Annotated in this window: 17 protein-coding genes and 1 pseudogene; 12 read left to right on the top strand and 6 right to left on the bottom strand. The window is 58.5% G+C overall.

Translation table 11 applies throughout. The features are described from left to right. The first annotated feature begins 11 nt into the window (after nucleotides 1-11). Nucleotides 12-743 carry a 3-deoxy-manno-octulosonate cytidylyltransferase gene (kdsB, locus tag ACH2ED_RS21475; RefSeq protein ID WP_395094778.1) on the top strand — a complete coding sequence of 244 codons (732 nt, stop codon included), beginning with the start codon at nucleotides 12-14 and terminating at the stop codon, nucleotides 741-743. A gap of 200 nt (nucleotides 744-943) precedes the next feature. Here the strand turns inward: kdsB and ACH2ED_RS21480 are convergent, their stop codons facing one another. Further along, the gene (locus tag ACH2ED_RS21480) at nucleotides 944-1405 is read right to left on the bottom strand and encodes a PH domain-containing protein (protein WP_395094779.1); all 462 of its coding nucleotides are present in this window, start codon (nucleotides 1403-1405) and stop codon (nucleotides 944-946) included. A 19-nt stretch (nucleotides 1406-1424) separates the two neighbouring features. On the opposite strand from ACH2ED_RS21480, the gene kdsA reads away from it, so the two are divergent. From kdsA to ACH2ED_RS21520, 8 genes are all read left to right on the top strand, one after another. Beyond that, nucleotides 1425-2276 (top strand): 3-deoxy-8-phosphooctulonate synthase, encoded by an 852-nt coding sequence (gene kdsA, locus ACH2ED_RS21485; protein WP_395094780.1) that lies wholly within the window; start codon nucleotides 1425-1427, stop codon nucleotides 2274-2276. Further along, on the top strand, nucleotides 2273-3322 hold the full coding sequence (locus tag ACH2ED_RS21490; RefSeq protein ID WP_395094781.1) for a glycerate kinase: 1050 nt from the start codon (nucleotides 2273-2275) through the stop codon (nucleotides 3320-3322). The genes kdsA and ACH2ED_RS21490 overlap by 4 nt, the downstream gene beginning before the upstream one ends. A 7-nt stretch (nucleotides 3323-3329) precedes the next feature. Beyond that, entirely contained in the window at nucleotides 3330-4193 is an 864-nt protein-coding gene (locus tag ACH2ED_RS21495; RefSeq protein ID WP_395094782.1) for a fumarylacetoacetate hydrolase family protein, read from the top strand. Between the two features lie 9 nt (nucleotides 4194-4202). After that, complete coding sequence (locus ACH2ED_RS21500) at nucleotides 4203-5975, top strand: ABC transporter ATP-binding protein (RefSeq protein WP_395094783.1); 1773 nt, start codon at nucleotides 4203-4205, stop codon at nucleotides 5973-5975. Next, a complete protein-coding gene (locus ACH2ED_RS21505; RefSeq protein WP_395094784.1) occupies nucleotides 5968-6624 on the top strand; it encodes a lysophospholipid acyltransferase family protein in 657 nt (218 codons plus the stop codon). The genes ACH2ED_RS21500 and ACH2ED_RS21505 overlap by 8 nt, the downstream gene beginning before the upstream one ends. Before the next feature lie 122 nt (nucleotides 6625-6746). Further along, nucleotides 6747-7421 (top strand): hypothetical protein, encoded by a 675-nt coding sequence (locus tag ACH2ED_RS21510; RefSeq protein ID WP_395094785.1) that lies wholly within the window; start codon nucleotides 6747-6749, stop codon nucleotides 7419-7421. A gap of 4 nt (nucleotides 7422-7425) precedes the next feature. Next, entirely contained in the window at nucleotides 7426-8721 is a 1296-nt protein-coding gene (locus tag ACH2ED_RS21515) for an AAA family ATPase (protein ID WP_395094786.1), read from the top strand. 3 nt (nucleotides 8722-8724) lie between these two features. Next, entirely contained in the window at nucleotides 8725-9576 is an 852-nt protein-coding gene (locus ACH2ED_RS21520; protein ID WP_395094787.1) for a hypothetical protein, read from the top strand. A 72-nt stretch (nucleotides 9577-9648) separates the two neighbouring features. Here the strand turns inward: ACH2ED_RS21520 and ACH2ED_RS21525 are convergent, their stop codons facing one another. From ACH2ED_RS21525 to ACH2ED_RS21535, 3 genes are read right to left on the bottom strand one after another with little or no spacing between them, the layout of a single operon-like run. Continuing rightward, on the bottom strand, nucleotides 9649-10020 hold the full coding sequence (locus ACH2ED_RS21525) for a hypothetical protein (RefSeq protein ID WP_395094788.1): 372 nt from the start codon (nucleotides 10018-10020) through the stop codon (nucleotides 9649-9651). Beyond that, nucleotides 10017-10724, bottom strand: coding sequence for an aminoglycoside phosphotransferase family protein (locus tag ACH2ED_RS21530; protein WP_395094789.1), 708 nt, complete (start codon nucleotides 10722-10724; stop codon nucleotides 10017-10019). Before ACH2ED_RS21530 ends, ACH2ED_RS21525 begins: the two co-directional genes overlap by 4 nt. 9 nt (nucleotides 10725-10733) lie before the next feature. After that, nucleotides 10734-11213 carry a DinB family protein gene (locus ACH2ED_RS21535; protein WP_395094790.1) on the bottom strand — a complete coding sequence of 160 codons (480 nt, stop codon included), beginning with the start codon at nucleotides 11211-11213 and terminating at the stop codon, nucleotides 10734-10736. A gap of 79 nt (nucleotides 11214-11292) precedes the next feature. On the opposite strand from ACH2ED_RS21535, the gene ACH2ED_RS21540 reads away from it, so the two are divergent. Then, entirely contained in the window at nucleotides 11293-11787 is a 495-nt protein-coding gene (locus ACH2ED_RS21540) for a DUF5685 family protein (protein ID WP_395094791.1), read from the top strand. Here the strand turns inward: ACH2ED_RS21540 and ACH2ED_RS21545 are convergent. Continuing rightward, nucleotides 11774-11920 (bottom strand): hypothetical protein, encoded by a 147-nt coding sequence (locus ACH2ED_RS21545; RefSeq protein WP_395094792.1) that lies wholly within the window; start codon nucleotides 11918-11920, stop codon nucleotides 11774-11776. The genes ACH2ED_RS21540 and ACH2ED_RS21545 overlap by 14 nt on opposite strands. A gap of 252 nt (nucleotides 11921-12172) precedes the next feature. On the opposite strand from ACH2ED_RS21545, the gene ACH2ED_RS21550 reads away from it, so the two are divergent. Further along, complete coding sequence (locus ACH2ED_RS21550; RefSeq protein ID WP_395094793.1) at nucleotides 12173-12763, top strand: hypothetical protein; 591 nt, start codon at nucleotides 12173-12175, stop codon at nucleotides 12761-12763. Further along, nucleotides 12760-13290: a phosphatase PAP2 family protein gene (locus tag ACH2ED_RS21555; protein WP_395094794.1), complete on the top strand. Its 531-nt coding sequence runs from the start codon at nucleotides 12760-12762 to the stop codon at nucleotides 13288-13290. The genes ACH2ED_RS21550 and ACH2ED_RS21555 overlap by 4 nt, the downstream gene beginning before the upstream one ends. On the opposite strand, the pseudogene ACH2ED_RS21560 reads toward ACH2ED_RS21555, so the two are convergent. Continuing rightward, nucleotides 13268-13561: pseudogene (locus ACH2ED_RS21560) on the bottom strand (TlpA family protein disulfide reductase); the annotation flags it as partial. The gene ACH2ED_RS21555 and the pseudogene ACH2ED_RS21560 overlap by 23 nt on opposite strands.

The raw sequence follows: 13561 nt of genomic DNA on the forward strand, positions 1-13561 counted from the left end.
GACTAACTCCCGTGAAAACTGTTGCGCTGATTCCTGCCCGTCTGGCGGCGACCCGTCTTCCGGACAAGCCGCTGGCGCTGATTGCGGGAAAAACCATGATCCAGCATGTCTGGGAGCGTGCCCGGAGCGCGGCGCGTATTGACGAAGTCTTTATCGCAACCCCCGACCAGGCAATCGCCGATGCTGTCCGGGCGTTTGGTGGCAGTGTCTTGATGACCCACCACGACCACCAGACCGGCACGGACCGGCTCGCCGAGGCTGCACGCCAGCTTAGCCCAGAGGTCACGGTGATTGTGAATGTGCAAGGCGACGAGCCCCTGATCGAGCCCGCCACGATAGACGCCGCCGCCGAGCCGCTTTTAGCCGACGCCACTCTGGTGATGTCGAGCCTCTGCTGCCCGCTTCCCGAGGGCCGCGAGGACGACCCCAACGTGGTGAAAGTCGTGCTCACTCAGGAGAACTTCGCACTCTACTTCTCACGCTCGCCGCTGCCCTACCGAAGAAACACCGACGCGCCGGGCTACCAGCCACTTCAGCACATCGGGCTCTATGCTTACCGCCGGGACTTTCTGGAGACATTCCCGCTGCTCCCCCGCACGCCGCTGGAGCAGATTGAGTCGCTGGAGCAGCTCCGCGCTTTAGAGCACGGCTACCGCATCAAGATGGTCTTCACCGACCGTGTGCCTGAGTCCGTAGACACCCCTGAGGATCTAGAGCGTGTCCGTGCGCTGTTTTCGAGTTGATCCACGAGATGACGCACCTCGTGCAAGCCTACCCCGGCAGCCGCACGAATCCCGGCAGCCGCACGAATCCCGGCTGGTTGAGCGTATTTTCTCGCCTACCTCACCCACAAATACAACCACGGCCTCGTCCACGGGCAGGAAGCTCGACGACCTCTGGGCCGAGTTTGTGGCCTACCAAAGCAAAAAATAGCCACCATTCGTTAGTGCGACGCGATGCGTCGCTGAACTTCCTGGAGGATTTCTTCGGCCTGTTCAGTTGGAACAACGAGAGTCAGGCGAAGGAACGCTTTTTTGCGCGTCACCCGTAGCCAGGTGTAGGTGTAGTTACGCTCAATACGAACCCGCTTGATCTCGTCCCAGGCGAGCTTGACAGTGCCCGTCCCCAGGAAGTTTTGGTACGTTAAGCCTTGCTCATTGAGGGTGAGGTACTGGGTGCCTTTTCGGTAGAGCCCGACGCAAACAATCGCTAGGCAGCTACTGAAGACACTCATCAAAGAGGCAATGGGTTTCCCCGTCTCCAGCTTCCAAAATAACACTGCCAGAGCCGCATTGAGGAGCAGAGCAAAGAAGTTTGCCCAGAGTGCAAATCGAGTTTGTTTACGTTGCTGAGGATTCAGGCGCACCACGTAGACCTGCTCAGGAGACTGTTGTGTTTGTTGCATCGGGTAGACTGACACCGCTATGACCCGAAAAGTTGCCATTTCTGATGCCGTCGCTATGGGCGGCGGATTGCCCTTTGCTCTCATCGCGGGGCCGTGTGTGATTGAGAGTGAGAGCCTCTGCCGCGAGATTGCCCAGAGCGTGAAAGCCACGTGTGAGACACTAGGAATTGCCTTTGTTTTTAAGGCGAGCTTTGACAAGGCGAATCGGACGTCGGGGGCGGCGTTTCGCGGTCAGGGACAGGTGCGGGGCCTAGAGATTCTGGCGGGGATTCGCCAGGACTTCGGAATGCCCGTGCTCACCGACGTTCACGAACCCGAGCACTGCAAGCTCGCGGCAGACTACGTGGACATCTTGCAGATTCCCGCATTTCTCTCGCGCCAGACGGACTTATTAGTCGCCGCCGGGGAGACAGGCAAGGCGATCAATGTGAAGAAGGGCCAGTTCATGGCGCCGCTAGACATTGTCAATGCTGTCAAGAAGATCGAGGCGACTGGCAACCAGCGCATCTTAGTGTGTGAGCGCGGCGTGAGCTTTGGCTACAACAACCTGATCGTGGACTTCCGAAGCCTGCCACAGATGGCAGCGGCGACAAACTGCCCCGTGGTTTTCGATGCCACGCACTCCGTGCAGCAGCCGGGTGGCCTGGGAACTGCGTCCGGCGGAACACGCGAGTTTGTGCCCCACTTAGCGCGCGCGGCGGCGGCAGTCGGGGTGGATGCGTTCTTTCTGGAGGTGCATCCCGAGCCGACGAAAGCCCTCTCCGATGCCGCTACCATGCTGCCCCTCGCTGATCTTCCTGCGCTTCTCAAAACACTTCAAGCCATCGCGCAGGCCGCCCATCCCCCCCGTCGGATGGGGGATGGGGGGTGAAAATCCTGCTCTGCCCGGACTCGTTTAAGGGGACGCTCTCTGCTCCTGAGGCGGCAGTGGCGCTGGCAAAAGGCTGGCAGCGCGTCTTTCCTGAGGCGGAGTGTGTCTGCTTGCCCGTAGCCGATGGCGGCGAAGGAACGCTGGCAACGCTTCTGGTCGCGACGGGCGGCAAGCGAATCGCAACGCACATTACCGGGCCACTTGGTGAGCCTTTGGAAGCATCCTGGGGACTCCTTCCCGACCATACCGCAGTCGTTGAGCTGGCGCAGGCGGCGGGGCTGAGTCTGGTTCCACTGAGCCGTCGCGACCCGAAAGCCACCACGACACGTGGCGTCGGCGAGCTTCTCTTGCAGGCCATTCATAAGACAGATAAACTCCTCATCACCCTGGGCGGCTCGGCGACCAACGACGGCGGCGCAGGGATTTTGGAGGTGTTTGGCTACCAGCAACAACTCAACCACGACGTTCGGATCGCCTGTGATGTGGACAACCCACTCACCGGGCCACGGGGCGCTAGCGCTATCTTCGGGCCACAGAAAGGCGCGACTCCTGACGATGTGGCGGTGCTTGATGCGCGGCTCTGCAAGTTCCGGGACGAGCGGGGGCTACCCGAGCAGCCCGGCGACGGTGCCGCAGGCGGGGCTGCGTACGGGCTGCGCTGGCTCTTTCCGGGCGCAAAGCTTGTCCCCGGAATCGAGCTGGTGCTGGATGCAGTGGAGTTCGATAGACACTTAAAGGGCGCAAGTCTCGTGCTCACTGGCGAGGGACGCCTCGATAGCCAGACGCTTGGCGGAAAGGCGGTCTTGGGCGTGGTGCGACGCGCGGCGGCAAAGGGTGTCCCGGTAGCGGCGATCGTCGGCAGTGTTGAGGAGCATCTCACGGACGCGGTGCTCACAGCCGCCGGAATCAGTGCCGTCCTACCGCTTGCGCCGGGGCCGTGCACGCTGGCGGAGTCTATGGCAAACACCGAGAGCTGGCTCAGTGACGCCGCAGAACGAGCGGCGCGCTGGTATAAATTAGGCAGAAGTGCCCAGGCTGTGGAATAATATCCCCGTGGAAATCTTTCGTTACCTGCACCCTGAGCACGGCCCCCGCCTCGGTGCCGAGACCTCCGAGGGCTTTTTCGACCTGACAGCACACGAGCCAGACACCTTCGCCTCGATCTCGTCGTGGCTCGCACACGAGCGCCCGGCGGAGATTGCGATGCTGGCGGAGTCTGCGGTGAGCGGCTACTCAGAGATCTCCCCCGACTGGAAGATTCTCCCGCCCGTGGATGGCCGCATGGAAGTCTGGGCAGCGGGTGTCACTTACGAAGACTCCAAGCGTGCCCGTATGAGCGAGTCCGAGGGTGGTGGTGATTTCTACGACCGTGTCTACACCGCGCCGCGCCCCGAGCTGTTTTTCAAAGCCAATCCCTGGCGCGTGGTCGCTCCGGGAGATCCTGTCTCCATTCGCTCCGACTCCCGCTGGGATGTCCCCGAGCCTGAGCTGACCCTGGTAATCTGCTCGTCGGGCCGCATTGTCGGTGTGACCGTGGGCAATGATATGTCGTCGCGCTCCATCGAGGGCGAGAACCCGCTCTATCTGCCGCAGGCCAAGAGCTATGCCAATGCCTGCGCCGTCGGCCCGACCATTCGTGTCGCTGAAGTGGATATGGATCTCAGAAACCTCCCCATCACGCTGGAAATTACGCGTGCTGGCAGCTCCGCCTTTTCGGGAGAAACGAGCACGGCGCGAATGAAGCGCTCCCCGCAGGAGCTCGCCGAGTGGCTCTTCAAGACCCTTCCGTTCCCGGATGGTGCACTACTGATGACAGGCACCGGCTTGATCCCACCCGATACGTTCACACTCCAGAGCGGGGACGTGGTCACGATCTCCATCGGCGGTGTTGGAACGCTGATCAACCCGGTGGCGTAAACTCTATCTATGGACTCCCCTGCACCGCCGGATAGACAAGCTCTGATCCGGCGGCTCCTTTCCTTTATCGCGCCTTTTCGCAAACCGCTGACACGGGGGCTCCTCTGTAGCGCCTTTTCCGCAGCCGCACTCCCGATTGCTTTAAAAGCACTGACGGGATTCATAGATCAAGTCAAGGAAAACAGTGCAACAGGAACACTCTACCCGCCCGAGACACTGACCGAGGTAACCCAGGTCGGCTTCACCATTGTGGGAGCTTACACAGGGCTTCTCTTTTTTCGGTTCTTTCAGGGATTATTTCTCTCCGAGGTCACGCAGCGCGTTGGCATGCTGATCCGGCGTGCGATTTTTGCCCACTTGCAGCGCATGCCTCTCGCATTTTTTCACAACCAGCGCACCGGTGCACTTCTGGCAACTCTCACCAGCGATGTCAATAGACTGCAAAACTCAGCGATGCTGTTACGTGATGGAGTGGTGCTACCGATTCAGGGGCTGATCTACTTAGGAACCATGCTCTGGGCATCGCTGGAGATGGCTGCCGTGACCCTGGTGACCGTTCCACTCATGGTCGGCGTGATTCAGCTCATCACCCGGACGCTACGCACCCTCAGCACGGAGTCACAGAGCCGCCTGGCCGATGCGACCAGCATTCTCAGTGAGACACTCTCGGCCCCACGGGTGGTACAGGCATTCTCCGCAGAGGAGCGAGAAGTGGAGCGCTTCAACCAGGCCAATGAGAGCGCCTTCCAGGCTGCCATGCGCAGTGTCCGGCGAACCTCACTGCTCACCCCCACCGTGGACTGGATCGGCGCAGTCGCACTCGGGCTGGTGCTCTATGCGGGTGTCTACTTCCAGGTTCCTATGGGCCGTTTTCTTCTCTTTGTTGGCGCAGCCAACCAGCTCGCAAGCTCTATCAGCGGCTTTGGAAATGTCCGGGCAACGTTTGAGGAGCTGCTCGGGGCAGCGGACCGGATCTTCACCCAAGTGCTGGATGTGGTTCCGAGTATCCGCGACCGGGAAAATGCCCCGTCCCTTCCTCAAATTGCAGGTCGCGTGGTCTTCGAGGAGGTCAGTTTTGGCTACGAGGAAGATAAGCCCGTTCTGCAAAACATCTCACTCACCATCGAGCCCGGTGAAATTGTCGCCTTTGTAGGGCCAACGGGGGCGGGCAAGTCCACGCTCGCGGACCTGATCCCCCGCTTCAACGATCCCACGAGTGGCCAAGTACGGATTGATGGCTACGATATTAAATCCGTCACCATAGCCTCGCTTCGCCAGCAGATTGGCATTGTCCCTCAAGATAGCATCTTATTTTCAGGGACGATAAAGAACAATATCGCCTACGGCAAGCCCGATGCCACCGATGACGAGATTCGCGCTGCCGCCCGTGCCGCCAATGCCCACGAGTTCATTCAGGCCCAGTCGCAGGGCTACGAAACCCAGGTCGGTGAGCGTGGCACAACCCTCTCGGGAGGCCAGAAGCAGCGCCTCGCTATCGCCCGTGCCCTGCTGACGAACCCACATATTTTAATCTTCGACGAGGCCACCAGCGCGCTCGATGCCCAGACCGAGTCCGTGGTGCAAGAGGCGCTGGGTACCTGGTTCAAGGGCCGCACGACAATTATCATCGCGCACCGGCTTTCTACCATAGTCAACGCCGATAAGATCGTCGTGCTGCAAGACGGCAAGATCGCCGAAGTCGGAAACCACACGAAGCTTCTCGCCACCGGCGGACTCTACAGCCTGCTCTACAACGCCCAGCAGCGAGGTCTCGATGCCTGAGAAGCCGCGCCCATTAACGCTGAAAGTCCGAGCGCTCTCGGGGATGATCGCCGGGCTGGTGAAGCTGCTCGCGGGCACGGCGCGGCTGACCATTATCGGGGAAGAGACGGCGATGGCGGCGATTGAAGAGCATAATGGCGGGATTCTGGTGACGTGGCACGGGCGCACTCTCATCCCACTCTACCGCTATCGTAACCGTGGCTACTGGGCACTGGTCTCGCTCTCCAAAGACGGCGACATTCAGGCGCGTAACTTCGCAAGATTCGGCTTTCAGATCGTCCGCGGCTCCACCGGCAGAGGCGGCGACCGTGCCGCCGTACAGATGCTGCGTGAGCTCAAAAAAGGTGGCGTCCTGGCGTTCACCCCCGACGGCCCACGCGGCCCTGCCCGAAAAGTCCAGCCCGGCGTGGTCTTCTTCGCCCGCCGCTCGGGCAAGCCGATTCTCCCACTCATTGCCACCGCAACGCCGTGCAAGCGGCTCACCACCTGGGACAACTACCTCCTCCCCGCCCCCTTCAGCCGCGCCGCCTGGGTCTTCGGCGATCCGATCTTTATCCCCCCCGATGAGTCCGACGAAGACGCCTGCCGGAGGGTCGAGGAGGTGCTCAATGCCTGCGAAGCAAAAGCGGAGGCGATGCTTACCCCCTAGCCCCCGCCTAGCGGGGGGACAGTGAGGTATTGCAAGCTCTGTATTTTGTTTGATATAATCTGCCAATACGTATCTGAGCACTGCCGAAAGTTATCCAGGCACTGCCGGAGGGAGTTTAGTCTATGCCGACCATTAGTTCTGCCACATTAATCACTCTACTAACCACCATCGAGCGCCACTGGGCCTCTGCCGAGACTGCTCTTGGCCGTGCCATTGTCCTGAAGTCCGGCACCGGGCGCGTGAAGCTGGCTGAAATGCACACTGATGTTGCCGCCATCGCCGCATCCCAAGTTGCCCCGGAGAATGCACGGCAAGCCGCCGCTAAAAATCGCGACACCACCCGCCTCGCCGTGCGCACTGTCAACTCCCGCTTCGCCGCCAGTGTCCGTGGCCTGCTCCCCGATACCGAGTTCATCGCGCAGCTTCCCACACTCCCCACCAGCAACGCCCTTGGTGAAAAACAGCTCCGCGCCGCACGGGATTTACAGAGCATCTGGACGAGCATCAATGCTCTTCCCGGCGATAGATTTCCCTCCGTCACGCCCCCGCTGATTATTCTGGTCAAGGAAAACGACCTCACCGCCCGCGTCGCTCTTGCAGATTACACCGCCCGAATCACCGCCTACGCCACCGCCCAGAACGCTCTCCGCCAGCTAGACGAAACCCTCGCCGCCCTCAATATCCGCCGCGACGACGCCATCAAAAAAATCCGCAAAGTCCTCACCGAGTACCGAGCCGCCATCCGCGCCCTCTTCCCCGAAGACAGCGAGCAAGTGCTGACTCTACCGAAATTATAAAAATATGCATATTAACAATCTTGTAATACGCAATATACGCGCAATAGAAAAAATTGCGTGGAATATCAATAACGATAATAGCAAAGGATGGCATGTATTCTTAGGTGATAATGGATCAGGAAAATCTTCGGTTATACGGTCAATTATCTTAGCACTGATTGGGCCATCAGATGCGCAATATTTACAACAAAATTGGATATCATGGGTGAGAAAAGAATCTGAATTTGGAGGAAGTGTATTATCATTAATACGACATGATTCTTACGATGACTTAGAAAATAATATTAAATATACAAAATTCTTTACTAGTTCTGTTATAGAATCAGATGAAAGAAATATTTTCAAACCTAGAGCCCGTCATAAATCAGCTATGTTCTATAAATCCAAAGATGCCCGTGATGACATTAAAAATTCGGCTCCACCCGAACAACATGTTTGGAGTAGCAACAGAGGATGGTTTAGTGCTTCATTTGGCCCGTACCGCCGTTTTACGGGTGGTGATCCAAAATATTTTGATGCCTATCTTCAAAACCCAAAAGCAGCTCCACATATTTCAGCATTTGGAGAAGATGCAGCGTTAGGTGGTGCTTTGACTTGGCTACGTGACCAAGCACGACCGAGTCGCAAAGAGGGAAAACTCATCATTGACCTTGTCACTAGCATAGTCAATTCTGATGCTTTTCTCCCAAATAATACTATCCTTCATGAAGTCAACAACGATGAGATTCTCTTCAAAGACGGCGCTGGAAATATTGTTGAAATCGAGCAACTTGGCGACGGTTATCGTTCAGCTCTGTGTATTGCCATTGAACTTATTCATCAGCTTGTCCTTGCCTTCGGAATAGATGCGCTGACCGATCCCAAACGTCCCAACGAAATAATTATTCCTGGTGTGGTTCTGATTGATGAAGTAGACGCGCATCTTCATCCCACCTGGCAACAGCACATTGGGTTCTGGCTGACGAAGCGCTTTCCAGAGATGCAGTTTATTGTCACGACGCACAGCCCGCTTATCTGTCAGGCGGCGACGACGGTTTACAAGCTGCCAACTCCTGGCACCGAGGAAAAGGGGCGGTTCTTGGACGACCTGGAGCTTTCCCGTTTACGTTACGGCAATATCTTTGAAGCCTACGCCAGCGAAGCCTTCGGCAAGATAGATCGCTCCGAAGAAGGCAAGAAGAAACTGGAGCGGCTGGCTGACCTGACGCGGTTTTCCTGGGAGCGTGCGCTTACAGAAGAGGAGCAGAAGGAGCAGGCGCAGCTTCGGGCTATCTTTATTGACTCCCCCATAGGCATCTGAGCCATGCTACGTATTCCCAAGACGTACTGTCTGCTCTCTGTCCAAGCTTACCTCCAAAACGTTCAGGCCGACATAGACGCTATCACGGACTTCCACGACCGAGTGGATAAAGCCGTGCAGCTCTGGAGCGGTAAGGGAGGGAGCAAGGAGAGTAAAGCGGCCTTCGATGCCATCAAGATTGACCTCGATACCCTCCGCAGCGGGACGTTCTACTGCTGCTACTGTGAGACCAACACCGCAGGGCTTGCCACACACGGGGCCAACGACGATGACCCAGAACATAGCCCGATTGAGCATATCTGGCCCAAGTCTCTCTACCCTGAGCGAGCCTTTGTCTGGGAGAACTACCTGCCGATCTGCTGGCGCTGTAACACCGGCCACAAGCTTGACCAGTGGGCCATCTTCGATAACACCACAGGCATATTCCATGATGTGACACCACCGCACCGTGCCAAAGGAACCCGCCGTACGTTACCCCTCGCAGGCTCCAATGTCTTTATTGACCCACGTACCGAGGACCCTCTCGCCTTCCTCACCTTGGACTTTGCCAATTTCAAGCTCAAGCCTCGTAAAGGACTTTCGTACTCAGATGCCACCCGTGCCGCCTACACCGTCAAAGTGCTCGCCCTCAACGATGGCCCCATAACCCAAGCACGAAGCACTGGCTTTGGTAATATCTGCTACGAGCTAACGGAGTACCTGAAGCGACGCGATCCGAAGAATCCGCAAATCGAAGCCCGTATGCGGGATAACTTCCGCAAGCTCCAGCATCCGACAGTCTGGCAGGAGATGAAGCGCCAAAAAAACCATCCCCGCTTCAGACACATCTTTTGCTCAGAGATGCAGAACTGGTAAACCCATTCCCCCCACGTCCGTAGGATGGCGTAATCCGCAGACAGGTCGTTCACGACCCGGCACACGCCACAATTAAGGCAACGTTTCTAAATCTGGCTCGACGAACTCCGCCCGCGCTTTGTCACTCTTAATGACCTCGGGGCTGTAGTGCTTCTGAATCGAGAATAAGTCGGGGTTGGCCGCCTGAAACGCGGGCCAGTCGGAGCCATCTAGCCGGGCCGCGACAAGCCGTGCAAAGGCGACCGTGACCGTGTGGTGGTAGCCCGTCGCGTTGCCTTTGGCGGCGTTGAAGCGCCGGATACCCGCCACAATACTTGCCTCAGCCTCGGCGTACGGCAGGCGGCTCAGGTAGAGAAAGGCCATGCGGACATGCGCCGTGTGCGTCCACTCATAGCGCGGCAGGCTGGTGTCCTCAAAGGCGGCAAGAAACTCCGTGTCGGTCATGAAGCACTCTCGGGCAACGGGCCGCCTTCGGCGTGCAGGCTCGGGAGCCAGCACGCGATATCCGCCTCTCCATTGCCAACACACGACCAGTTCCAGTCCACGATCACCGCCCGATTGCCCACAAAGCAGAGATTATCGGAGCGCACGTCCAGATGCAGAAAGTCATCGCCCTCCAGCACCAGCGCTTTCTCTACTTCCAGAAACTCGGGGAGCGCCTTCTCCAACCAGCCCACACTGCACAGCCCGACGGAGAGAAACGGCGCAGGGTCAGCGGCGATGTCTGCCCAGCGGCTCAGGGTCGCCCGCTCGCTCTCCAAAGTCGGCGTGCCCTGAGGAATCGGAGCCTGCCGCACTTGCTCCAGCGCCGCCAGCACGGAGTCTATTCGCTCCATGCTCCACGGCGGTGGCCAGTGCGCCCCGCTCAGGTCTTCAAGCAAGAGAAGCGGCTCGGTCGGATGGTCGTCCCAACCCAGGAACTCCGCCAGAAAGTTCTGCGAGCCAAGATGCTCATACACCACCACTTCCCGCCGCAACCAGCGCGCCGTCGGCTCTGTAGTAGCGACTTTGGCAAAGACGAACCGGCCATCCGCAAGTTCCAGCCGCAGACGCAAGGCCAGCGAGTAGCCGCCACTTCGCCGCGTGATATTCACGATCCGCTGGCCCAGTGCACACTCTAGTCGAGCTTTCAACTCAGACGTCAGCATCGAGTCTCCTCAGGTACGTTTCCTCTGCTCAAGCAGGAGCAGCACTGCCTGGCCGCCGTGGTAGGCTTCGTGAACAATCACGTGGGTCATCAGCCAGCTTAGCGTGAACTCCCGCTCGCCGCGCAGTGCGGTGTGATTGGGATTCTCCAGCGCCCCAATAAGCGTCTTAGTTTTGTCACGTGTGGTTGCCAGAAGTGCTTTGTAAAAACTCAGCGGGTGCGGGGGCGGCGGGGGCCACTTAATACCGTACTGGTCAATCTCTCCGTTGAGCACGTCGCCTTCCATGTCCTGATAGAGCTCGCCACAGGCAATATGATGCAGCCAATACGCCTCAACCTCAGCAATGTGGGTGAGTACCGCGCCAATACTATGGCCGTCGGGGAAGGCTTGCCAGATTAGCTCCGCCTCGTTGACATCGTCGCCAAGCTCAGAGAGCCACTCGTGAGAAGCCTGGTCAAGCTGCACCAGCCAGTTGTTGATTTCGTTCATAATTTTCCTTATCGCCGTGCCCGTGCTATTTTACAAGAGCGGCGTGCAACTTTTCTTGGCACACTCCGTCCAATCCCCCATGTTTGGACTGATGCGCTCTTGCAACCAGCTTCACTACTGCGGCACATGCAAGGCGGCCGGGCGGCTCTTTGGGCAATGTGCGCGGCTCACGCTCAACCACGATGCCGTCTTTCTAGGCGACTTATTGCTTGCCCTGGAGCAGACTAGGCTTCCCAATAGCTTTACGGCAAGGCGCTGCTTCTCTCTGCCGATGGCCTCGGAGATTCCCCAAGCGCTGGCCTATGCCGCCGCCGCCAACGTGGTATTAGCCGAGTTTGCCGTCGCCGATAAGCTCGCCGACAACGAGGGCACGCGCTGGAAATTAGCCCGGCGTGGTCTGGCGACCGCGTTTTCCAAGGCCCGAGTTTGGCTCCGCGCCTCGGGCGTTCCGATGGAGACACTCTTTGCACAGCACCAAGCGCAAGCCCAGGCCGAGGCGTTCCCCACAACGCTTATATCTCTCGCCACCCCAACCGGCACCGCGACGCGGCTAATTTTCGCTAACGGCAACTAAAACAACGGTGAGAGAGGCGATTGATTATGTCCACGAGCAGCAGAAATGTATTGTCGTAGCGCTGGCTGCGCTTCCTCTTCCCCTCCGCGATCGCCAGCGCTTTACCCTCCAGCTCCAGGCCAGCGTGAATCATACGCTGATGAGTACGCAAGAGCAGCAACCACGCCCCCGCTACCAGCCACCGCAGCGAAAAACGTGCACCTGCCCAAAGTGTACGCTTCGGGATATCTGTGATACCTGCACCTGCAACTGCTGCGGCGATATCTGCGGCCACCTTGCCTGTGGCGCTTGTAGCCAAGGATGCGGCGACCTCGGCTGTGGCGTTTGTTGCTGCCCCAGTTGCTTTTAGGAGGAAAGCCCGGAGCCTCTGCCGAATAAGAGACCCGTGCCTCGTTGGACCCATGACACTATCCTCGGTGAGATTCTTCGCCGCTACGAAATCCAGCAAGATCTCTCTTACTCAGGACTGAGCCGCGAGAACCTGCCCCTACTCCGTGCGGCAGCACGGCACTTTGGCTCTTACCCACTTGCCATTGCCGCCGCGGGGCTCAACTACGACGAGCTACGCCGCTACCGTAACTGGACAAATGAGCGCATTACCGATCGGCTCCAGGAGCTTGTGAGCCAGGGAGCGGATCTCTCGTGGCGCCATGTCTCCACCAAGCTCGATCCCACACTTGCTGCGGCAGCGGTAAAACGTCACCACTTTGGCTCGTGGCGTGCAGCACTCGAAGCCGCGGGGCTAGACTACGACACCATCCGTCGGTATCACGACTGGGACGAGAAAGAAGTCGTGCGGCGCATTCAGGAGCGCCATGCGCGGGGCGAGCCGCTGCATGCAAAGGCGCTGGAGCGGGAAGACACCGCACTCATCACCGCCGCACGCCGACGATTCCCCGCCTGGCACACCTCTCTCACTGCCGCCGGGCTAGTCTACGGCGATATCGTGCTGCGTAGCCCCTCGGAGAAGCAGTGAAATCGCCTCACCAGTGGGCGTTTTTGTGGCTTTCCCTGGCGATAATGCTCTCGTTTCTCTTCGAAAAACAGAACGCACTGGGCCTGGAGCCGCTCGCAAAAATTATCGGGCGCGAGGGCAACACAGCGGCGCTGGTGCTGGCGCTGGGGTATCTATTCCTTTTGGCGTGGCACAACAAAGACCGTGCGCTGGCGCTCTGGGTAACGGCGGTGATGCTGGTGGAGACAGTGGTTTTCTTTGCGATACAGGCACTCACCTGGCACGGCTTTCATATCCTCGCGCGTCCCTCAGGTGGTAGTGGAGGCTTTCCGAGCGGACATACAGCGGCGCATGTCTGCCTGGCGTATTTACTAACAGAGCGCTACCCAAAACTTGCACCACTCTGGTGGTTCTGGGCAGCGCTCATGGCCTGGTCCCGCGTCGAAGCAGGTGCCCACTGGGCCTACCAGATCGTCGCCGGAGTGGCGCTGGGAGCGGCGGTTTGCCTCACCCTGGGACGGAAACTCAAGCCTCAGCCAGAAGCGTAACCACCGCTTTTTCGAGTGCGTCATCGCGTAGATCGCGGTGACGGATCTTGCCCTCTTTGTCGAGAACATAGATGGTGGGCCATCCCCTGATATTCCAGGCTGTGGCAATTGGGCCGCGTGTATTGCCATCAATCACGTTGCGCCAGGTAATTTTTTCGCGCTCTAGGATTTTATTGACGACCGACCGGTCGCCGTCACTGTTGATTCCGATGAGAGCGAAGGGCTTGTCGGCAAGCCGCTTTACCATTTCTTTCTCTTTCGGAAGCATCGC

It is taken from the genome of Armatimonas sp. (genome assembly GCF_043757465.1).
Classification (GTDB): Bacteria; Armatimonadota; Armatimonadia; order Armatimonadales; family Armatimonadaceae; genus Armatimonas.